Below are 22746 nucleotides of genomic sequence, written 5' to 3' on the forward strand. Positions count from 1 at the left end.
CGCTCCTCCTTATTCCGCTTCGCCAACTTTAGCGGCATCTGCTTCGGCAACTTGGTTAACTTGGGCTAACTTAGCCATCAAGTCAACAAATACTTCAAATTCAGCGAATAGTTCATCAAACCGCTTGACCAAAGCAGGATCTTTTAAATTACCTTCCTCATCAAAAGCATTTAATGACCGACTAACCATGAAATCAGAACTAGCCATCGTTTGCGCGTGAATTTCTGGAGCATCTAACATCCGCCGTAAATGACCTTGAGCCCGAGAAGTTCCTAAGGCACCAAATGAAGCTCCCGTAATCATAACCGGCTTATTATCAAATGGATGGATCCCATATGAAAGCCAAGCAAAAGTATTCATAAGCGCTGCTGGAATGGTGTGATCATATTCAGGAGTTGAGATAATCACCCCGTCAGCCGCAGCAATTTTATCAGCGACGGCTTGCACTCCTTCAGGTAATTTCCCATCTGGTGTCTTCTGGAAAACTGGCCAGTTACTGGCATCAATAATTTCTACTTCCGCCCGATCGGCTAAATGATTTTTAATAAAGTGAATCAACTTGGTGTTGGTCGATCCTTTCGCATGTGTCCCTGCGATTCCGATATAATGTTTCATATTGCTTCCTTTCAATTTATATAAAATAGTAATATTTATATGTAAATAATATCACAAATTTAGGAAAAAGTAACCTATTTATAATATCTTATTTCCCCCTGTTGATCGATGGTTAGAATTGTTATCCCCGGAAATTCTTTTAGCCAATCATTCATTTGTGAAGGTTCTAACCCAAAACACATAGTAGTAAGAATTTCCCCCAGAACCGCTTGGTGGCCTAAGACGGTCAAACTCATAATTGACGTCTCAATAGGATACCCAGTTTTGGAATCTAAAATATGGTGATAGGTTCGACCACTTTTAATTAACTGGCGTTCATAGACCCCTGAAGTCGTCATGGCTTCGTCTTGAAGAGCTAAAATAGTCGCATAATCCGTTCGTTTGCCACGCGGATCTTGGAGACCGACATGCCACTGACCATCGGAATTATTGGCATTGCCACCAATCGTTACAATACTGCTACCACCGAGATTAATTAGGGCTGATTCAACTCCAGCTGCTTTCAATTTGATTGCCAGCTGATCCGCAAAATAGCCCTTGGCAACTCCACCTAGGTCAATCTCCATCCCCGCCTGTTTTAAATACACCGCATGATTTTGATCATCTAATTCAATTTGGTGGGGATCAATTAATTTCAAAGTCGTTTGGATTTGTTCTGCAGTTGGTACCTGAGCATCTTGAAACCCAATATGCCAAAGTTTTACCAAAGGACCAATCGCGACGTTAAAATAACCTCCCCGACAACTATAACGAACTGCTAACTTAATCAGGTCATATAGATCTTCATCAACTTGCATTGGACGGATACCAGCCAATTGATTTAATTGCATCAATTCTGATTGATCATTATTAGCAGAGAATCGCTCTTGATAGTCCGCTAACTGCTTAAAACAATCTGCAATTAGTTGTTCACCATCAGGGTGATCAATTTTGATGGTAATCGTTGAACCCATTAAATGAGTACTTGCTTCTGCTATCATCTTAATCCCTTTCTACTAAAAAAGAGTCCACAGGTCCGATGACCTCTGGGCTCTATTATACACAAAGATTTATTCTAAGAAATCTTTTAATTGCTTAGAGCGGGATGGATGCCGTAATTTACGTAAGGCTTTAGCTTCAATTTGCCGGATACGTTCCCGCGTAACGCCAAAGACCTTACCGACTTCTTCTAATGTCCGGGTCCGACCATCATCCAAGCCAAACCGCAACCGTAAAACGTTTTCTTCCCGATCAGTTAAGGTATCTAAAACATTTTCCAGCTGCTTTTTCATCATTTCATAAGCCGCATGTTCAGCAGGGCTAGTTGCATCTTGGTCTTCAATAAAGTCTCCTAGATGCGAATCATCCTCTTCCCCAATTGGTGTTTCTAAGGAAACTGGTTCTTGGGCAATTTTTAGAATATCCCGCACTTTTTGGGTTTCCATATCCATTTCGGCCCCAATCTCTTCCGGTAATGGTTCCCGTCCAAGATCTTGCAATAGTTGACGTTGGATTCGAATTAACTTATTAATCGTTTCCACCATGTGAACCGGAATTCGAATTGTCCGGGCTTGATCCGCAATCGCCCGAGTAATGGCTTGCCGGATCCACCAAGTAGCATAAGTTGAAAACTTAAACCCTTTCCGATAATCAAACTTTTCGACGGCTTTCATCAGCCCCATGTTACCTTCTTGAATTAAGTCCAAGAATTGCATTCCCCGACCGACATAGCGCTTGGCAATGGAAACCACCAACCGTAAGTTGGCTTCGGCTAATTCTTGCTTAGCCACTTCATCGCCTTGCTCAATCCGTAAAGCCAGTTCAACTTCTTGATCAGCCGTAAGTAAGGGCACGCGACCAATTTCTTTTAAATACATCCGCACCGGATCGTTAATTTTAACATTCGATGGAGCTGACGTATCCTTACTAGCACTATTTGATAGTTTTTCCGTGGCTTGTAGGGCGCGTGGATCTGGATCCCCATTTTCATCAACAATGCTAATTCCGGAATCTTCAACATTTTGCATCAGTTGATCAATCCCGTCCGCATTCAATTCAAATGGTTCGGCTAATTGGGTAGATAATTCACTATATTTAATTTCTTTGGCTTGCTTATGTTCACGGATTAACTTCCCAACCGCTTTATCATAAGCTGATTGATCAAATTCAACCGCGTTTGAAATAACTAGATCTTTATTTGTTTTCGCCATACTTAATTAATCTCCTTTGCCTTCGCCTGTTGTTGCTGCTGATATAAGCTAATCAATTCTGTTGTTAATTGTGCACTTAATGTTTGATCATTGAGAGCGGTGGCCTCTTTTAATTCCGCCTTGTTTTTGACTAATCAGATCTTCAATGGGAGCTTCTGACTGCAGGACATGAACACAATCATCGACCATCTCATCAGTAATTTCATCTTGAACCTCTAATTGCTCGATCTCTGCTAAAAGGGCAATTAATTCGGGTTGATCCTGCAAAAAATTAATCATATCACCCGTTAAATAATCAGCATGCGCTTGTAAATAGTCCTGTATTTGTTCAAATAGTTGCTGATAATTATCGTCTGGAAAAGTAAAATCAGTTAAACCTAACAAATGACCACGCCATTCGGGCTGATAAATAAACCAGTAAATCAGCAATTGTTCAGCTCGTTGAACCCGGTTCACAAGGGCTGGTGAGGTGCTATTTATTGTTTTCCTTCTATGATTAAAGTCGCTAGTCGACTGTTCTTGCTGCGGCTTCGTTACCTTTGGACGTGATCGTTGTGCTTGTTGCTCAACTTGGGATAATTGCGCCGCTAAAGTCGCTTGATCTAAATTAAATTCATCTGCTAACTGTTTGAGATATAGATTCTGGGCCACTGGTTGTTCAACTTGGGCAATCACCCGAATAGCCGTATCAATATATGAAAGTAATTCATTTTGATTTGCTAAATTCAATCCTCGGCGTAGATATTGCAACTGAAATGCCGTTGGTGATTCTTCAACATTGGTAAGATATTGCTGGAATTTTTCCGGTCCCCGTTGCTGAACAAACTCATCGGGATCCAAACCTGCCGGCATCTGAACAACCTTCAGCTTTAAAGTTGGGGCTTGATCAGTCAATAATTGTAAAGCCCGCATAATGGCATTTTGCCCCGCATCATCACCATCATAGCAAACCACTAACTCATTGCTAATCCGCTGAATCGCTTGAATTTGTTCCTCAGTAAAACTGGTCCCCATCGAGGCAATCCCACTTTTTACGCCTGCCCCATAAGCCGAAATAACGTCCATAAAACCTTCCATCAAGATTAAATGGCCTTCCTGTCGAACTGCACGCTTAGCTTCATCAAAATTGAACAAGGTTTGTCGTTTATTAAAAATTGGGGTTTCTGGACTGTTTAAATACTTCGGCGCTTGATCGTTGCCCTTAGCAGCCAATAACCGCCCCGAAAAAGCAATGATTTGGCCATTCGCATTCTTTATTGGGTACATGACCCGATCAACAAAGCGATCATGAAAGTGACCATCGTGATCAGTGGTTAATAACCCGGATTGACGAATAACTTGATAATCAACTTGCTTTTCATTTAAAAACTGCGCCAAAATCCCATGATCATCGGAGCTCGGGGCAAAACCGAGCTTAAATTGATCGATTAATTCTCGCGTCATCCCCCGTTGTTCCAAGTATTTAAGCGCTGGTTGCCCTGCCCTCGTATTTACCAAAATATGGTGATACAAATCTGCGGCCAAATCATACAACTGATAAAAGGGCGCATTGGGTGATGCTGTTGATTGATCCCGTTGATTTAATTCGGGAATTTCAATATTAGCCATTTCAGCGACGTGCTGAACAGCCTCCGGAAAAGTCATCTCATGCAACTGTTGTAAGAAGGAAAATACATTCCCCGTCCGGTGACAACTAAAGCAATAGAAAAATTGTTTTTCTTCATTCACCGAAAATGAAGGGGTATCATCCTGATGGAAAGGACAATGACCCATTAAATTCCGTCCTTGTTTCCGCAATTGAACATCCTGCCCAATCACATCCGCAATATCAACTGAATTCCGAACTTGATCAATCACTTCGTTTGGTATCCGTGCCACGAAATCACCCCCAAAGGCAATGATATTGACTAAAGGCCGCTTCCAAATGGAATGCGACCTTTTAACAATGTCATTTGTACCTATTCATACCTATAAAATATTACCATAGGTCAACACAAATGCCAAATAATTCAGCTTATTTTACAATCAATAAATCCAAATCACCAAATTGGCTAGCTGCTTGAGCGACTAAAGTTAATTGGGCAAGCCGGTTCTGACGAATTGCTTCATCTGGATCCATGATCATATTTTCCTCAAAATATTGACTAATTACGGGTTCTAATGCCATTAATTGTTCGAATTGATCATTCAATGAGGATTGATCATCAAATTCGTTGAATTGGTTGAACAACCTTTGTTCTGATGGGTTCTTAAACAGTTCTGGCTTAACTATAACTTCATCGGTAGTTAAGGCTTCCTTCTTGGCTAACCGAATTACTCGCGTGATGGCTTCCATTTGATTCTTCAGATTATCATCACTTTGATGCTTAACTAAAACTTGAGCGGCATCAATGACAGCTAGAAGATCAGGTTGCTCACTCGCACAAACTGCGTCCACAATGTCATGACGAATTGATTGTAAACTAAAGAATTGTTTCAACCGGTCAACAAAGAACTGACGAACTTGGTCGTTATTTTCGGCAATATCAAACTTAGGATGTAGATCTGCTGCAGTAAATAAAGCCGGTAGTTGGGTTTGTAAATCAAGTACTGGCAAGTGCCATTGTTGATCATTAATGATCCGAACAATTCCGTAGGCTTGGCGCCGCAAGGCATATGGATCATTTGAGCCTGAAGGAACCATTCCGACCGCGAAGAAACTATAGATGCTATCTAATTTATCTGCAATGGCTAATAGAGCGCCGACCTTCGTCGCTGGTAAGGCACCTTCAGCCGAAATTGGCATATAATGCTCGCGAATTGCTGCAGCAACGGTTTCATTTTCGCCAGCTAACTTAGCATAAATTTCGCCCATAATTCCTTGCAATTCAGCAAATTCACCCACCATTTGGGTAGTTAAATCAAACTTATAGATGGTTGCAGCTCGCTTTAAATCCGCTTTTTCTTGATCACTGAAGTTAAGTTGCTCTGCAAGTGCCATCGCGATTACCCCAGTACGGGCCATTTTTTCAGCCATAGAACTAATTTGATCATGGAGTGAGACCCGACTTAACCGTTCCACGTATTGGTCAATCGTAATTTTTTGATCTTCTTCATAGAAGAATTTGGCATCTTCTAACCGTGGAACCAATACCCGCTCGTTCCCTTTGATCACATTATCGAGATGCTCAGTATTCCCATTGCGAACCGCAATGAAGGCTGGTTGCAGTTGTCCTGCCTGGTTGCGGACGCAGAAGAACCGTTGGTTATCCTTCATGGAGGTGATTAAGACTACTTCTGGTAATACTAGGTATTGTTGATCAAACTTCCCAGCAAAGGATGTTGGCCATTCAACTAGGTTATTAACTTCTTCCAGTAATTCCTCATCCCAATCTAATTGCCATTGATGCTCATCGGCAATCGCTTGAATTTGAGCTTTAATTTTCGCCTTTCGTGCCTTAGGATCCGCAATCACAAAATCATTTAATAAGGCTTCTTCATAATCACTAGCATTTGTAAGCTCGAGATCATGACCCAAGAACCGGTGTCCCTTGGTTAACCGATCAGCAGTAACGTTTAAAATCTTAAATGGCACGACGGCATCATCAAGCAATGATACTAACCAGTGAATTGGCCGAATATAATCCAGCTTATATTCCCCCCACTTCATTAAAGTTGGGAAAGTCATCGCCGTGATGACTTGATCTAAACCAGCAAGCACTGTCGCTACGGATTCACCTGGAATATGTTTATTGACAAAAACATATTCCGTTCCTTTAACTTCTTGAAATTCAATATCTTCTACCGAGACCCCTTGACCCTTGGTAAAACCAATTGCTGCTTTACTCCAATTACCTTGATCATCCAAAGCAATTTTCTTAGCCGGTCCCTTCACTAATTCGTCAACATCTGGTTGCTTGTCAGAGAGCCCTTCAATTTTCAAAGCTAACCGGCGAGGCGTCGAAAAGGCTTTGATCGTTTGGTAGTCAATTCGTTGATCTTTTAAATAATTTTCAACCCGGCTTTGGAGCTGGTTCATGCTTGGTGTCACCACATGCGCAGGCATTTCTTCCAACCCAATTTCTAGTAAATAGGTATGTGCCATGATTATTGATCCCCTTTCTTGGCATTTCGCTTAGCTTCTTGTTCTGCTTGGGCTTGATATTTTGCTAAGACGGCTTGACGCTTGGCTTCATCATGAATTAATGGGAACCCTTGTTTCCGCCGTTCTTGAACAAAGGCTTTGGCCACTGATTTAGCCATGATCCGAATACGGTGTAAGTAACCAGCCCGTTCCGTAACGGAAACCGCCCCCCGTGCGTCTAATAAATTGAAGGTATGACTGCACTTCAAAACATAGTCATAGGCCGGATGAACTAAGCCTAAGGCAATTAAGCGTTTAGCTTCCGCTTCATAATCTTCAAAGAACTTCAGCAGCATATCCTGATTACTCTCTTCAAAAGAATATTTCGAGTGCTCGTACTCTGGTTCCTTAAAAATGTCACCATAATATACGCCATCAGCCCATTCTAAATCATAAACTGAATCAACATTTTGGATATATTCGGCTAACCGTTCCAATCCATAAGTAATTTCAGCTGCCACGGGATCCATTTGCAGTTCCCCAACGACTTGGAAATAAGTAAATTGAGTCACTTCCATTCCATCAAGCCAAATTTCCCAACCGACTCCGGCACAGCCCATCGAAGGGTTTTCCCAATTATCTTCAACAAACCGAATGTCATGCTCAAGCGGTTCAATCCCTAATTCACGAAGGCTTCCCAAATATAATTCTTGAATATTCTCTGGAGAAGGTTTCATTAATACTTGGAATTGATGGTGTTGATATAACCGGTTTGGATTGTCACCATATCGACCATCAGCCGGCCGCCGCGATGGTTCAACATAAGCTGCATTCCACGGTTCTGGTCCAATCGCCCGTAAAAAGGTATATGGACTCATGGTCCCAGCCCCTTTTTCATTATCATAGGCTTGCATCAACATACAACCTTGGCTCCCCCAGTATTGTTGTAATTTAAAAATTATGTCTTGAACAGTTAATTTTTGATCCATGTCTTACTCCCTTCAGACCCATTGTTCTTAACGATTTGTTTTTAAGATTAAAAAATCCCTGTAATGAACTAGTACGTTCATTACAGGGACGAATTAATCGCGGTTCCACCCTGCTTTTTCGAATTAATCGAAACAGCTTGATTTCAAGTAACTGTTGAAGTGCCATGTCTATGCCAATCTCCTCATCAGTCTCCCACCATCACCGATTCGCTTTTCAGGATCATTAGCCTTCTTCTTCGTCATCGTTACAAATATTAAACTGAAACTATCATAATCAATCTAAGTAGGTTTGTCAATTTGATCCCGACTTTTTTTCAGTTCGGCCGTCCAATGATCCATTTCACGGAGAAATCGTTTGGACTTTAAACGCATCCCAACTTGATCATCATAAATTTTATCCAGTGCCCACGTCAACTGTTTGCGGATGGGGTCGGCAACTGATACCTGACCGACTTTAGTGAGGTTTAAATGAGCGAACAACCTTAAGTAACTAATGGTTCGTTGGTCTAAACGGAACCGATGTTCATCTAGTGCCCAATGTTGACGACACAAAATGCCCCCATAACTCTCCGAATAATCAAAAGGAGCTTGATCGTTCCCACAAATGACGCACCGATCCCATTGGGGGGCAACGCCCAGCAAATTTAATAACTGAACTTCTAAAACATTCGTAATGATCTGCGGATCGAGACCTTGATTTATTAAATCTAAGGCCGTTGAAATTTGCTGATACCAGCCACCAATCCCAAATCCTTCTTTAAAGGCTTGATTTACTAGATCCAAAAGATAAGTAGCATAGGCATTCCGGTCAAGATCATTGACAATCCCCTGATATTGATGGGTCTCACCAGCACTAACAATATAACTAAGACCGTCATCATTAAATAAGCCGACGTATTGACCATACGTAAAGGGTAAAATATCAGCCGCCATTTTGAACCCCTTGCGTTGCGCTCCACGAACAAAAAACATTACCGGTCCACGTTGATCAGTTAAGATTTTAACCAACATGTCTCGTTCCCGGTAGGGGCGTCGATTCATAATTATACCTTGGAATGGTTCGTTGACACGCATGATCTACACCTCATGATTCATGAAGAACAATTAATAATCAGTTGACCGATAACCATAATCTTTTAACATTGCATTTTTATCACGCCACCCGGGAACTACTTTCACCCAAAGATGTAGGTAAACCTTGTCACCAAGTAAACGTTCAATGTCTTGGCGGGCTTGAGTCCCAATTTCTTTTAACATGGACCCCTTTTTACCAATAATAATCCCCTTTTGTCCAGGTCGTTCTACAATGATATTCGCATCAACTTCAATCGTTTCTTCATTATTACGCTTAATAGAAGTCACATCAATTGCGACCGAATGTGGCACTTCTTGACGAGTTAGCAAAAATACTTTTTCACGAATCATTTCAGCGACCACAAATCTTTCCGGATGATCAGATACTTGATCGGTCGGGTAATATTGAGGACCAACTGGTAGGTTATCTACTAATTCATCAATTAAGCCGTTAACGTTATTCCCTTGTAATGCTGATACTGGGATCACTTTCTTAAAGGGTAAAGTGTCATTATATTGAGCCACGATCTCTGGAAGGTCGTTCGGATGAACTTGATCAATCTTATTAATCACCAAATAAATTGGCTGTTGAACCTTCTTTAGCCGTTCAATAATAAAATTATCTCCTGGTCCGCGTTTTTCGGTCGCACTAACAACAAAAAGAATCGCATCTACTTCATCTAAGGCTGAGAGCGCCGAACGCTCCATAAAATCACCTAATTTAGTTTGTGGTTTATGAATTCCTGGAGTATCAATAAAGATAATTTGAGCTTCATTAGTGGTATAAATCCCTTGAATTTTGTTTCGTGTTGTTTGAGCAACATTACTCATGATTGCAACTTTTTGCCCGACAACATAATTTAAAAGGGTCGACTTTCCAACGTTGGGACGCCCAATAATCGCCACAAATCCAGAGTGAAAATCTGCTTTTAATGTATCCATATTTACCTCAATTTTAATTTTAGATTAGATGGTTGCCAAAGATTAGCAAGCCGACAATAATGGCAAAGCCAGCCAGTAATAAGACTAATCCGGCTGCCATATCCTTAGCTAACTTAGCTAAGGGGTGATATTGATGACCAACCGTCATATCAACTAAAGCTTCCACGATGGTGTTAACCATTTCACCGGTGATCACGAGAAAAATCGCCAAAAGGATCCATAACCATTCCCAAACTTGCAAGCGAAACCAGCAGGCGACAATTATAACTGCAATTGTGGCCAACAAATGAAAACGCATATTACGTTCGTGCTTAACTACCGCAATAATGCCATCCCAGGCATGATGAAAGGCTTGGCGGAAGGTTTTATTTTTGTTTAATTGATGTTTACCGTTTGAGTCCATATTTCGTCAAAATTTCCTCTTGTAACCGAAATTGTTCACCATGGTCATCAGCTCGTTCATGATCATAACCGTTCAAGTGTAAGAAACCATGAACCAACATATAGCCAAGTTCTCGTTCTTCAGAATGATCTAGAAACAACGCTTGTGATTTAACTTTATCAATCGAAACAAATAGATCCCCCAATTCTCGTGGGAGCTCCGCTTGTAATTCGGCTGGCAACATCAGATCTTCATCATCTTCAATCGCAAAGGAAATTACATCCGTGGATCGATCGATGCCGCGGTATTCACGATTGATCTTTTGCATTTCGGGATTATTAACATAGGTCACTGACATTTCAGCATTAGCCGCAATCGATAATTGGTCAGCCGCAAATTGCAGTAATTTTTCAGTTTCATCTAGTTGTTCATCTGTCACCTGACCATTAGTATGATCATATATTACTAGTTCCATTTAGGACTCCTTTGGGGTAGACTGTTCAGCCTCGTAGGCGTTAATGATCTTGGCTACAACAGGGTGCCGCACGACATCACCAGCCGTAAAGTGAACGAATTCAATCGCGTCAATTCCCCGCAAAATTTGTTGGGCGTTGACTAAACCACTTTTTGCTCCACGTGGTAAATCAATTTGTGATATATCACCATTCACGACCATCTTGGAACCAAAGCCCAGTCGGGTCAAAAACATTTTCATTTGCGCATTAGTGGTATTTTGGGCCTCATCTAAGATGACAAAGGCACCATCTAAGGTCCGCCCCCGCATATAAGCAAGGGGTGCAATCTCGATGACACCGCGATCCATCAGCCGTTCGGTGTGGTCAGCGCCCAGAATACTATTTAAAGCATCGTAAATCGGACGTAAATAAGGATCGACCTTCTCTTTTAAATCTCCCGGAAGAAATCCTAGGCTTTCCCCTGCTTCCACGGCAGGGCGGGTTAAAATGATCCGTTCCACTTCACCCCGTTTTAAAGCAGCAACGGCCATTGCAACAGCTAAATAGGTTTTCCCGGTCCCAGCAGGTCCAATCCCAAAAGTCACATCACGTTGCTTAATCGCATGGACATACTGGCGTTGGCCAAAGGTTTTGACGCGAATGGGATTACCTTTACGATCTTTAACAATAGTTTCCCGATAAAGGTCACCAAAATACTCTAAGGTTCCCTTTTTTGCCATTTTCATCGCACTCACAATATCAGTGCTCGAAACCTTAATCTGTTGGTCGAGTAACTTTACCAATTCCCCTAAAACCGCTTCTGTTTGATGAACAGCCTCAGCTTCTCCCGTGATGGTCAATTGATCCCCAAACGGGCTCATTTCGACCCCCATTCCTTCTTCAAATAAAGAAACAAATTGATCCTGAATGCCCAATAAACCGACCTGTTCTTCGGGTTTTGATAATTTAAATTGCACTGAAATAGTTTCCGTAGCTGTCAAATGTGCGATACTCCTTTACTTTAGTTAACTCCATTATTTTACGATGAATCATGATGGGATTTCAAGATATGCGAAAGCGTTCCATCAAACATACAAAAAAGCTGGATCATTCTCCAGCCTCTAATCATTATTTGAAAATAAATTTGACTAATTAGGGCGGCTAAATTAACTCAAAGCCGCTTTTACCGTCTCGTTAACTAACTTGCCATCCGCTTTACCTTTCACTTGCGGCATCACAATTCCCATGACTTTTCCCATATCACGCATACTTTCCGCCCCGCTTTGTTCGATTGAGGCTTTGACAATCTGGGTAATTTCTTCCGCCGTTAACTGTTCTGGTAAATACTTTTCCACCACTGCTAATTCATGTTGTGTCTTTTCTACTAGATCCGTTCTACCAGCACTTTCAAACTCGGCTAAAGATTCTTTGCGTTGTTTATATTCCCGTGATAAAACCGCGTTTTCATCATCGGGAGTTAAATCATGCCCTAAACTAATTTGTTCGTTAGTTACGGCCACTTTCAGCATCCGCACTACACTTAAGGTTTCTTTATCTTTTGCCTTCATGGCCGTTACCATATCTTTGGTTAATTGATCTAATAAACTCATTTTGGACCTCCAAATTATTAATAGTTATATTTTAACTTTCATCATCTAAAGCTTCAACATCTCTTAAGACCCGATCCATTGCCTTAGTCCTGGTGGAACTAAGGCGATCGAGATTCTTACTAGCGTCATTAAGTTGTTTTTGCGCTTTGGTAAGAATGTCATTATAGGATTCAAATTCTGCTTTAAACTTCCCAAGAGTTTGACTAATTTTTTGCGCATTTTGTTCAATCGTTAGCGTTTTAAAGCCCACTGATAAAGCATTTAAAATGGCCGCAATTGTCGATGGCCCCGTTACAATCACATTTTCTTGCTTGCGTAGCTCTTCCACAAGCTGAGCGTTCCGGACCACTTCCGAATATAAGTTTTCTGTCGGTAAGAACATAATCCCAAAATCAGTCGTTTGGGGAGGTTGAATGTACTTGGAATTAATATCTTGAGCAAACTTTCGAATGCTCTGCGCCAATGCCTTGCGTTCCTTATCAACTTGCTCGCGATCCGAATTATCTAAAGCTGTTTGAATTCGTTCATAGCTGTCTAAAGGGAATTTAGAATCAATTGGCAACCAGACTGTTTGTTGATGCTCTCCAGGCAGCTTAATCGCAAATTCAACCCGATTTGATGAACCCGCAATTGTGGGAACTTCTCGTTCATATTGCGCACTAGTCAAAATATCTTCAATGACATTTCCCAGTTGAACTTCCCCCATTATTCCCCGTGTTTTGGTTCCGGAAAGGGTTTTATTCAAGGAGGCAACATCTTGAGAAAGGCTTTGCATCTCACCAAGGCTTTTATTCACACTTTCCAATTGTTGATTAACGTTGGCCATGCTTTGTTTTAGACGGCTTTGAATGGTGGATTCTAATTTTTCTTCCACCGTTTGCCGCATGCGTTCCAATTGTTGATCGTTATTTTGTTGGATTTGCGTTAATTTTTGATCAATGGTTTGTCTCAGCTGTTCGTTCTCTTGCCGATTTTGATATAACTGATTCGAAACATCTAAATTTCCTTGGGGTCCCTGCTTTAGTTGTTGCAGGATATACCAAATTCCAGCCAGGATCACTATAGTGAGGATTAAAATTAAAAACTCCATCCTATCCTTCCTTTCGCATAAAAAAACTCCCGTCTAAATAGACAGGAGTTTTCATCTTAACGACGACGCTTGTTCTTACGCTTCCGTGCCGCTTCAGACTTTAACTTACGCTTAACACTAGGCTTTTCGTAGTATTCACGCTTCCGGTATTCTTGAAGAGTCCCGTTCCGTGAAACAGTACGCTTAAACCGGCGAAGAGCATCATCTAAAGATTCATTCTTACGAACAATAGTTTTTGACATAATTGATTTCCCTCCCTCCGGTTTTAGATTAGTACGCGGAATTACAAATTCCTTCAAATACTTTTTTATTATAGATAATTCCACCTAGAACGTCAATCAAAAATTAAGATTTATTGAGATTTTATTAGGCTTGTTTTGCCAGATAGTCTAACAACTGATTCATGACTAATTGATTCTCCGCTGGGACTCCATGGTCAATAATCTCCTGGCCACTTTGATTTAATACGGATCCATCGGCATAGTCACCATCATTAGCCACCATTTCTCGAACATTATCAATTAATGGTTCCAAATGGAATTGTAACCCAATGACATAATCCTGATAGATAAAGGCTTGTTCCCGTAAATATTTCGACGAATAAAGTAGTTGTCCTCCCTCAGGAATCGTAAATTTTTGTTGGTGCCAATGTAAGGGGGTAACTGTCGCTGGCAAATCAGGAATGACATCGCTTTGCTTCGTAACTTCTAACCACCCTACTTCTTTGGTAGGGGCGTCTTTAACCTCAGCTCCCAAAATCTTAGCCATTTGCTGAGCTCCAAAACACATCCCTAACATTGGTTTGTGGGCATCCATAAGCTCTTTAATCAATTTTCGTTCATCTTTAATCCATTGATCAGAATCATTAGGACTGGCTGGACATCCCAGTACAACTAACAAATCCGTCTCGTCCACCGTCGGTAATTTTTGAAAATCATTGGGATGATAAACCGTAACGATTGCCCCGTGTTCATGGGCCCAATTCATCACTGAACCTGGTCCTTCATCACTAACATGTTGTAAAACATTAACTCTCATCTTGATTACTCCCTTCGAGGTCAACCTTTAAGTGAAGATCTTCTAATTGATTTAATTCTACTTGACCTGGCGCACCAGTCAATGGTTCAACTGCTTTCGAGTTCTTCGGGAATGGGATCACATCCCGAATGCTTTCTGCTTGAGCTAAGAGCATGACCCACCGGTCTAAACCAAAGGCCATTCCTCCTTCCGGCGGCATCCCATTTTCCAGGGCATTTAATAGAAAGCCAAAGCGAGCTTGGGCATCTTCTTTGGAGTAACCGAGCGCCTTTAAAACCTTTTCTTGCACTTCAGGGTTGTGAATCCGCATTGATCCACCCCCAATTTCATTTCCGTTTAAGACAATATCATAGCTTTGGGCATGAGCCTTATGTGGATCTTCTCCAGGCTCTAAATAATGTAAATCTTCTTCATTCAGCATTGTGAAGGGATGGTGAGCAGCAATCCAGCGATCAAAGCCTTCGTCGTATTCGAACATTGGCCAGTTAACCACCCACAGGTAATTCCATTGATCAGGAGCAATCAAGTCTAATTCTTGAGCAATGGCTTCCCGCAAATATCCTAAAGCGTTACAGACGATATTAAAACTATCCGCCACAAATAAAATTAAATCGCCGGTTTTTGCTCCCAATCGTTGATTAATCGGCGCTGCTAAATCATTAATAAATTTAGCAATCGGTCCATTGTAACCATCATCCGTCACCTTTACCCAAGCGAGCCCTTTAGCGTGATAACGCTTGATGAACTCTTCTTTTTTTGTAATATCCTTACGTGAGTAAGCGTCGGCCCCACCAGGGACACAAATAGCTCGGACATAATTACCAGCCGAGACGGTGGACGCGAAAACTTTAAAGTCACTATCAGCTACCAGATCGGACAAATCATGAATTTCCATTCCAAAACGAGTATCAGGTTTGTCAGAACCATATCGATCCATTGCCTCTTGCCATTCCATCCGCGGAAAAGGCGTCTGAACTTCGATATCTAAGACTTCTTTCATTACCCGTTTGATCAATCCTTCGGCTACCGTTTGGATTTCCTCAGGAGTTGCAAAACTCATTTCAGTATCGATTTGGGTAAATTCAGGTTGACGATCGCCTCGTAAATCTTCGTCACGGAAACAACGAGCAATCTGATAATATTTGTCAATCCCGGCCGCCATTAAAAGTTGTTTAAACAATTGTGGTGATTGGGGAAGTGCATAAAAATGACCTGGATAAACCCGCGATGGCACAATATAATCACGGGCCCCTTCTGGCGTCGAAAGCGTCAGATCAGGTGTTTCAACGTCCATAAAATCATGGTTATCATAATAATTATGAACGACCGCGGTTACCTTACTCCGTAATTTCATGTTTCGCATCATCTCGGGACGCCGTAAATCAATATACCGATAACGCATCCGCAAATCTTCAGCTGCATCAACATTATCAACCACTTCAAACGGTGGGGTTTGTGACTTTGCTAAAACATTGATTGTCTCAACAACCACTTCAATTTTCCCGGTTGCAAGCTCAGGATTGATTTCGGAACGTTGACGAACCGTTCCGGCAATTTCAATTACATCTTCATTTCGACAATGACTAGCGGATTCAAAAGCCGCTTCATTTTCTTGTTCATTAAAAACTAATTGAACGATTCCTTCTCGATCACGTAAATCGATAAACAATAATCCACCAAGGTTCCGCCGCTTTGCGACCCATCCCTTTAACACTACCCTTTGACCAAGTTGGGATTCATCAGTTAATCCAGCATAGTTTGTTCGTTGCATAATTTCCTCCTTGATAAAGAAAAGCACCCTTGAATAGTTCAAGGGTGCTTTTAGCACGGTACCACCTTTAAAGTTGCTACTTAATAACGCGAGTTCCTCACGGGATAATCCAAGTCTCCAAAGGGGTCACTGATTATTTTTCAGATAGCCTTTCACCAATCGCTATTCGCTTCACAGGTCCATAATCATCAATCTTTATCATCAACTAATTTATTTACTTCATCGATTACAATACTGTAGTCGATGAAAAAAGTCAATTCATCTCTGAAATTAATAGGCATTCTATATTAAAAATCGATATAATAGAAATATTAGATTGCGGAGGGTCCCATGCAGAATCGATTAACATTTTTCCAAAAATATCACCATCGCCTTCCAGGGTGGATCATCTCATTAGTAGCTGTTTTCATCGCCCTTGGAATCGTAATTAGTCTAACTAACCCATCATTGGGCCAGCAGACCGTTCAAATCAACCCCAAGACTATGACGGTGCGACAGGGACCCGGTATGAACTACCAATCGATCAATTTAAGCCATTCTACGAGTGGTCAAGTCATTAAAACTACTAATGGGTGGAAACAAGTTCAACTAAGCTCCGGTAAACAGGTTTGGATTGCTGGATGGTTATTACAGGCGCAAAATCTCCCTCAAAAAACGAACCTTACTGGCGCAACGATTGTAATTGATCCTGGTCATGGTGGTAATGACACGGGAGCTACTTACGTGACCAATAGTCAAAATCCCGCTTATTTTGAAAAGACTTATACTTTTCAATTAGCCAAAAAAGTTGCTCAAGCTCTTCGAAGGCAAGGAGCACGGGTCTATTTAACTCGTAATAAAGATGAATATGTGTCCCTCGGGGCGCGGACCCGCCTAGCCGAACGAGTTCACGCTGACCTCTTCATTTCTTTCCATTTTGACTCATCCCCAAGTGAAAATGAGGCTTCTGGATTCACTACTTATTATTATCACCGGAAGAACCATAGTCGGGCGATCGCCCAAGCAATTAATAAGGCTTTCAACAATCTCCCCTTAACTAATCGGGGTGTTGATTTTGGTGATTTTTATGTCCTCCGAGATAATAAACAACCCGCAGTGCTACTTGAAATGGGTTACATTAACTCAAGCAAAGATTATCAACAAATTAAATCCGCTAATTATCAACAAAAAATTGTAACGGACCTAATTTTAGGATTAAAAAATTATTTTGAATAGAAATGAGACTGGTAATGGGAATCAGCTTTCCCTTCACCAGTCTCATTTTCGTATCTTTACTTTTCATAAATAATGGTAACCGGACCGTCGTTGATTAACGAAACCTGCATATTAGCTCCAAATTTACCTGTCGCTACCGGAATCCCAGTCGCCGCTAAACGATGGTTAAAGTCGTCATACAGTTGGGTTGCCTGCTCAGGTTGCGCAGCTTCTGTAAAACTTGGACGGTTTCCCTTTTTCGTGTTGGCATAGAGTGTAAATTGGGATACCGAAAGGATCGAACCCTGAACATCCTTCAGACTCAAATTCAGTTTGCCAGCTTCATCTTCAAAAACCCGTAGATTGGTAATTTTATGCACTAAATAGTCCAAAGTTTCATCATTATCATCAGGTCCAAAACCAACTAAGAGTAAAAATCCCTGCTCGATTTCGCCGATAACTTCTTCATCAACCGTAACTTGGGCTTGTTTCACCCGTTGTAAAACTACTTTCATGCCTTCTCCTATCGAATAACCCTTCGGACCTCATAAACATTCGCTAAATTCCGGAGACTGTTCATTATAATCTCCAGTTGTTTGGTAGATCGCACCCCAACGGTCGCATTGATTGTAGCCACATTATTACTATCAACTTTCCCGTTAATCGAATTTAAGTAGCGCGTATTATTGTTAATTGCCCGCAGGACCTCATTAACCAATCCAGATTGATTATCACCAACCACCATGATATCAGTATCATAGGTGGTTTGATCCCCTGCTGGGTTTTCCCAATAAACCGTCACGATCCGTTGACCAGTTTGTTCAGCATGTTTAATGTTCGGACAATCCTCCCGGTGGACAGAGACCCCCCGTCCCATCGTAATATAACCCAAAATTTTATCGCCTGGAACTGGCTTACAACATTGGCTTATCCGCGTTAACAGATTGTCGACGCCTTCAACGATAATGCCATCGCCACTACTCTTGGGCAATTTTTTCTTCTTTTCTTCTTCAGCCGGTTCTAAAGTTTCATTATTCTCCAGAATGGCTTGGGCTTTTGCTTCAGCGGCCCGCTTCTTCTCTTCGCGCCGAATATCTTCAGTAAAGCGATTCCGTGCTCCCATCGGCGAAATATCACCGAAGCCTACGGCGGCAAATAATTCATCCGCAGTGTTATAGTGCATTCGTTCTGCCACCCGAGTAGCTAATTCATCAGTTACGATTTTTGATGGATCAAAACCAGCTTCCCGAACTTGTTGTTCAATTAAGTGACGACCGTCCTCAATATTCTTCTGACGATCATGCATCCGGAAGTATTGGCGAATTTTATTTTTAGCGCGACGTGTAGAAACTAGGTCTAACCAGTCATGACTAGGATGCGAACTATTGGAAGTAATAATATCAACAATGTCACCATTCTTGATCTCATAATCAAGGGGGACAATACGACCATTGACTTTCGCCCCCGTAGTTTTATTACCAACTTCGGTATGAATTTGGTAAGCCATGTCCAGCGGGCCCGCCCCATATGGCATTTCAATCACATCACCTTTCGGGGTAAAAGCGTATACCTTATCCGCAAAAATATCGCTTTGGACTCCTGACATAAAGTCATCCGTATCCTGGCTTTCGTTACGCATCTCAATAATTTCTTTTACAATATTGAGCTTTTGACTATCGAGATTTTGCTTAATGCCGTCCGTTTTACCTTCTTTATAAGCCCAGTGAGCAGCCACCCCAAATTCTGCCACTTCATGCATTTCATGAGTCCGGATTTGAATTTCTAATGGTTGTCCTCCCGGTCCAATAACAGTGGTATGAAGGGATTGATAACCATTGACCTTTGGCATCGCAATATAATCTTTAAACCGGCCAGGCATTGGTTTCCAATTAGTATGAATGGCCCCCAGAACCGCATAACAATCCGGGACCGTATCAACCACCACCCGGATGGCTAACAAATCATAAATTTCACTAAATTGCTTATGCTTGTTAACCATCTTACGGTAAATGGAATAAATATGCTTAGGCCGTCCATAAATTTCAACATTACCCTGTAAATTTAACTCATCCACCGCTTTTTGGACAACTTCAATCGCGTGATCAATATAGTCAACCCGTTGTTCCCGTCGTGAATGCATTAAATGAACAATCGTATAGTATTGTTCGGGATCAATGTAGCGTAAGGAAAGATCTTCTAACTCCCACTTCATGGTACTAATTCCCAGTCGATCCGCAATGGGCGCATAGATTTCTAAAGTCTCCCGCGAAATCCGCTTCTGCTTTTCTTCACGGAGAGAATCCAGAGTTCGCATATTATGTAACCGGTCAGCTAGCTTAACAATCATCACGCGAATATCTTGACTCATGGCTAGCAAGAGTTTCCGGTGAGTTTCCGCCATTTGCTCACGGTTAGACTTATAATGAATTTTGCTAATTTTGGTATCACCATCAATAATTAGGGCAATCGTGCGCCCAAATAAAACCTCAATGTCATCAAGCGTTGCCCCGGTATCTTCAACTACGTCATGCATATATCCGGCGCAGACCGTTTCTGGGTCCATATGAAGCTTGGCTAAAATACCAGCTACCTGAATAGGATGAACAATATATAACTCACCCGATTTACGTTTTTGCCCATTATGACAAATCATGGCAAATTGGTACGCTTTTTCCACCAATTGAACATGCTCATCGTTCATGTATGAAGCACAGATATTCCGGACATCTTCATGAGTTAAATTCTTCATTTTTGACATCTTAATCACCTGCTTCGGTTTGACTACGCTTCATCGACCATGCCAAATAAGAGATCGCTAAATAAACAAGTGGTAAATACAAGGTATATCTTGCTCCAAAGAACAAGACAGCCACTAAAAAGCAAACGGGAAAAACTAATAATTGCCAACCGCGAGCATGCGAAGCTAAATGAAAACCTAACCAAATACACGTGATTATATTAACAATGATAAAAATTCCACCAACCCGGATCACTGAATTAATAAAGGGTAAACTGTAAGCCAGCCAGGTTACTATAAACCCTAATCCAGCCCCAATTATCCAAGTTAATCGATCCATCATTCGTGTAAGTTGTTTCAATTTCATTCTGACCGCTTCCTCGCATTGAAGATATATAGATTATTAGATTAATTTTATCATAATTAAAGCTCAGCATAACACTTTGCTTACTTAAATAGTTCTATTTGATAAGAAATTGCACTCATTAAATACAAAGGTGCCGTTTCAGTTCGTAAAATTCGTGGACCCAAGCCAACTGGTTCCACCTGATAAGTAGCCAATTGGTCAATTTCTTGCTGGGTTAAGCCACCTTCTGGTCCAAAAATTGCTAATATTTCTTGACCAGCCTGCGCTTTTTGTAAGTTCTTCACTAGGGCCTTCGTTTCACCTTGCTTAGCAGATTCTTCCCAAGCTACCAAGCGGATATCAAAATCCTGTTGACCGAAAACATCTACTAATTTTTTTACATATGTGACCCTTGGTTGAATGATTCGGTGAGCTTGTTCCGCCGCTGCATTAGCAATCTTTTGTAATCGTGCCAGTTTCTTAACTTCTTTACCGCTGGTCCAATGACTCACTGACCGTTGGGCTTCAAAAAAGATGATTTGATGAGCTCCTAATTCCGTGGCCTTTTGCACAATCATCTCCGGTTTCTCCTTTGTCTTGGGTAGTCCACAAGCAAGAGTAACCTTCAGGGGCAATTCAACCTCATTGGGAATCGTCTCTAATAATTTAGCTGTTCCCCGATCGGCATCAACTAACTCCGCCAAATAAACATTTTGGTGATTAACCACCAACTCAAACTGCGTTCCGACTTGCGCTCGCATCACATCAATTAAATGATGACAAGTATCAGGGGTGAGCTGAATAATTCCTTCAGTCGTGGGTGTTGAAATAAAATAGCGTTGCATTTAATCTTCGTCCTCAGCCGGTTTATGAGCAATAATTCCATACCAATCTTTCATTCGTAAAGTCTGATCGATTTTAAATCCTTGCTTGATCATCGTATCCCGGCATAATTCAAACTTATCGCTAATGATTCCCGAAGTTAGGAATTTTCCACCTGGCGTTAAATTTTCGAAGGCCTGCGGAACCAAGGGGACAATTATTTCCGCTAGAATATTAGCTACAATCAGATCGACTTGGGTATGAATACCATCCAATAAACTATTTACCCCAAAAGTGATGCCTTGGGCCTGTGGATTTAATTCGATATTCCGACGCGCCGAATCCACGGCGATTTGATCAATATCATAGGCCCTAACATCACCGGCACCGAGTAATTTTGCCGCAATTGATAAGATCCCAGAGCCCGTCCCGACATCAATCATCCGCTCGCCACCCCGTAAAGAAATTTCCAGGGCTTGGAGCATTAACTGAGTTGTCGGATGCGTTCCAGTTCCAAAGGCCATTCCTGGATCCATAAAGATAATTTTTTCACTGTCATGTGCTTGGTAAGTCTCCCATTGTGGAACAATCGTTAACTCGTGGGTAACCCGAACCGGATGATAATATTTCTGCCACTCTGTCGCCCAGTCAGTTTCATCAACTGGTGCAAAAGTGACTTTAAATGATCCTGGATTAAGACCAAATTCATTCAATTTGGCAACCCGTGTTTTAATTTCATCAATTAATTCTGGTCCAAATTGATTCGGTGGAAAGTAGCCGGTAATGGCGGCCCCGCTTTGACGATGTTTCAAGCTTTCGGGGTCAACGATTTCACCATATGGACCATACTTTCCTGGTTTTAATTGAGCATAGTCGGCCGCATCTTCAACTTGAATCCCATTAGCTCCCGCTTCCGTTAACAAGTACGAAACGGCCTCGACCACTTCACTAGTAGTTTCAACAACAATTGCTGTCCATTGCATATTCTTTCCTCGATGATATTAGTAGCAAAAAAGCGACCTCCGGAGAAGTCGCATCGGCGCCATTAATTTATAGATCCGCATTTATTTCATGATTCTTATCTAAATGAAGTTGAAGATAATCAATCAATTCACTTTCGCTCTTAAAAATCCGCGGATGATGTTGACGATGTAAACGCACATCAATTTCATTGATTTTTAAGCGGCCCGTCCATGTATGAGAATACCGAATGATTACCCGGTTATTTAGTTTACGCTTTCCAAAACGGAAAATATAAACGTGTTCAGGGCCAATCATTGGTCGAATGTATTCTTTTTTGTAATTAATATCATTGTCACGCATGAATTGCTTGGTCCGATTTAACACGGTAATCACCTCCTATGGCCTTATTCAATGATTATTCATTTTAGCATACCTCATACCAATTGACAAAGCTTATCCTATACGA

Annotated in this window: 23 protein-coding genes; 1 reads left to right on the top strand and 22 read right to left on the bottom strand. The window is 41.4% G+C overall.

Features of this window, described 5'->3' with window-relative positions; all coding sequences use genetic code 11:
- Window positions 1–9: 9 nt before the first annotated feature.
- The 16 genes from PS3_RS00515 to aspS all read right to left on the bottom strand — a co-directional run bounded on the left by PS3_RS00515 (window position 10) and on the right by aspS (window position 16218).
- Window positions 10–615, bottom strand: coding sequence for an NADPH-dependent FMN reductase (locus PS3_RS00515; RefSeq protein ID WP_007121650.1), 606 nt, complete (start codon window positions 613–615; stop codon window positions 10–12).
- Between the two features lie 74 nt (window positions 616–689).
- Window positions 690–1595, bottom strand: coding sequence for an FAD:protein FMN transferase (locus PS3_RS00520; RefSeq protein WP_007121651.1), 906 nt, complete (start codon window positions 1593–1595; stop codon window positions 690–692).
- A gap of 69 nt (window positions 1596–1664) precedes the next feature.
- Window positions 1665–2804 carry an RNA polymerase sigma factor RpoD gene (gene rpoD / locus PS3_RS00525; protein WP_007121652.1) on the bottom strand — a complete coding sequence of 380 codons (1140 nt, stop codon included), beginning with the start codon at window positions 2802–2804 and terminating at the stop codon, window positions 1665–1667.
- 87 nt (window positions 2805–2891) lie between these two features.
- Window positions 2892–4682, bottom strand: coding sequence for a DNA primase (dnaG, locus tag PS3_RS00530; RefSeq protein ID WP_007121653.1), 1791 nt, complete (start codon window positions 4680–4682; stop codon window positions 2892–2894).
- Between the two features lie 136 nt (window positions 4683–4818).
- Window positions 4819–6888, bottom strand: coding sequence for a glycine--tRNA ligase subunit beta (gene glyS, locus PS3_RS00535; RefSeq protein WP_007121654.1), 2070 nt, complete (start codon window positions 6886–6888; stop codon window positions 4819–4821).
- A 2-nt stretch (window positions 6889–6890) separates the two neighbouring features.
- Entirely contained in the window at window positions 6891–7856 is a 966-nt protein-coding gene (gene glyQ / locus PS3_RS00540; protein WP_007121655.1) for a glycine--tRNA ligase subunit alpha, read from the bottom strand.
- Window positions 7857–8135: 279 nt separating this feature from the next.
- Window positions 8136–8933: a DNA repair protein RecO gene (recO, locus tag PS3_RS00545; RefSeq protein ID WP_040467805.1), complete on the bottom strand. Its 798-nt coding sequence runs from the start codon at window positions 8931–8933 to the stop codon at window positions 8136–8138.
- A gap of 27 nt (window positions 8934–8960) precedes the next feature.
- Complete coding sequence (gene era, locus PS3_RS00550) at window positions 8961–9872, bottom strand: GTPase Era (protein ID WP_007121657.1); 912 nt, start codon at window positions 9870–9872, stop codon at window positions 8961–8963.
- Between the two features lie 19 nt (window positions 9873–9891).
- Entirely contained in the window at window positions 9892–10275 is a 384-nt protein-coding gene (locus tag PS3_RS00555; RefSeq protein ID WP_007121658.1) for a diacylglycerol kinase family protein, read from the bottom strand.
- Window positions 10259–10729, bottom strand: coding sequence for an rRNA maturation RNase YbeY (ybeY, locus tag PS3_RS00560; protein ID WP_007121659.1), 471 nt, complete (start codon window positions 10727–10729; stop codon window positions 10259–10261). The genes PS3_RS00555 and ybeY overlap by 17 nt, the downstream gene beginning before the upstream one ends.
- Window positions 10730–11710 (bottom strand): PhoH family protein, encoded by a 981-nt coding sequence (locus tag PS3_RS00565; protein WP_007121660.1) that lies wholly within the window; start codon window positions 11708–11710, stop codon window positions 10730–10732. It lies immediately after the preceding gene.
- Window positions 11711–11875: 165 nt separating this feature from the next.
- Window positions 11876–12319 (bottom strand): GatB/YqeY domain-containing protein, encoded by a 444-nt coding sequence (locus tag PS3_RS00570; RefSeq protein WP_007121661.1) that lies wholly within the window; start codon window positions 12317–12319, stop codon window positions 11876–11878.
- Between the two features lie 31 nt (window positions 12320–12350).
- Window positions 12351–13409, bottom strand: coding sequence for a DNA recombination protein RmuC (locus PS3_RS00575; protein WP_050950779.1), 1059 nt, complete (start codon window positions 13407–13409; stop codon window positions 12351–12353).
- Between the two features lie 56 nt (window positions 13410–13465).
- The gene (gene rpsU / locus PS3_RS00580) at window positions 13466–13651 is read right to left on the bottom strand and encodes a 30S ribosomal protein S21 (RefSeq protein ID WP_040467807.1); all 186 of its coding nucleotides are present in this window, start codon (window positions 13649–13651) and stop codon (window positions 13466–13468) included.
- A 124-nt stretch (window positions 13652–13775) separates the two neighbouring features.
- Window positions 13776–14447: a type 1 glutamine amidotransferase gene (locus tag PS3_RS00585; RefSeq protein WP_040467808.1), complete on the bottom strand. Its 672-nt coding sequence runs from the start codon at window positions 14445–14447 to the stop codon at window positions 13776–13778.
- Complete coding sequence (gene aspS / locus PS3_RS00590; protein WP_007121664.1) at window positions 14437–16218, bottom strand: aspartate--tRNA ligase; 1782 nt, start codon at window positions 16216–16218, stop codon at window positions 14437–14439. Before aspS ends, PS3_RS00585 begins: the two co-directional genes overlap by 11 nt.
- A 330-nt stretch (window positions 16219–16548) precedes the next feature.
- Here aspS and PS3_RS00595 point away from each other — a divergent pair, with 330 nt between their 5' ends.
- The gene (locus PS3_RS00595; protein WP_007121665.1) at window positions 16549–17433 is read left to right on the top strand and encodes an N-acetylmuramoyl-L-alanine amidase; all 885 of its coding nucleotides are present in this window, start codon (window positions 16549–16551) and stop codon (window positions 17431–17433) included.
- 56 nt (window positions 17434–17489) lie between these two features.
- On the opposite strand, the gene dtd is transcribed toward PS3_RS00595, so the two are convergent.
- The 6 genes from dtd to PS3_RS00625 all read right to left on the bottom strand — a co-directional run bounded on the left by dtd (window position 17490) and on the right by PS3_RS00625 (window position 22640).
- Window positions 17490–17927 (bottom strand): D-aminoacyl-tRNA deacylase, encoded by a 438-nt coding sequence (dtd, locus tag PS3_RS00600; protein ID WP_007121666.1) that lies wholly within the window; start codon window positions 17925–17927, stop codon window positions 17490–17492.
- 8 nt (window positions 17928–17935) lie between these two features.
- The gene (locus PS3_RS00605) at window positions 17936–20170 is read right to left on the bottom strand and encodes a RelA/SpoT family protein (RefSeq protein WP_007121667.1); all 2235 of its coding nucleotides are present in this window, start codon (window positions 20168–20170) and stop codon (window positions 17936–17938) included.
- A gap of 1 nt (window position 20171) precedes the next feature.
- Complete coding sequence (locus tag PS3_RS00610; RefSeq protein WP_040467810.1) at window positions 20172–20516, bottom strand: hypothetical protein; 345 nt, start codon at window positions 20514–20516, stop codon at window positions 20172–20174.
- Between the two features lie 80 nt (window positions 20517–20596).
- Window positions 20597–21340 carry a 16S rRNA (uracil(1498)-N(3))-methyltransferase gene (locus PS3_RS00615; RefSeq protein ID WP_007121668.1) on the bottom strand — a complete coding sequence of 248 codons (744 nt, stop codon included), beginning with the start codon at window positions 21338–21340 and terminating at the stop codon, window positions 20597–20599.
- A complete protein-coding gene (prmA, locus tag PS3_RS00620) occupies window positions 21341–22300 on the bottom strand; it encodes a 50S ribosomal protein L11 methyltransferase (protein ID WP_007121669.1) in 960 nt (319 codons plus the stop codon).
- Between the two features lie 67 nt (window positions 22301–22367).
- Complete coding sequence (locus tag PS3_RS00625) at window positions 22368–22640, bottom strand: hypothetical protein (protein WP_176662240.1); 273 nt, start codon at window positions 22638–22640, stop codon at window positions 22368–22370.
- Window positions 22641–22746: the final 106 nt, after the last annotated feature.

This window comes from Limosilactobacillus gastricus PS3, assembly GCF_000247775.1.
GTDB lineage: Bacteria > Bacillota > Bacilli > Lactobacillales > Lactobacillaceae > Limosilactobacillus > Limosilactobacillus gastricus_A.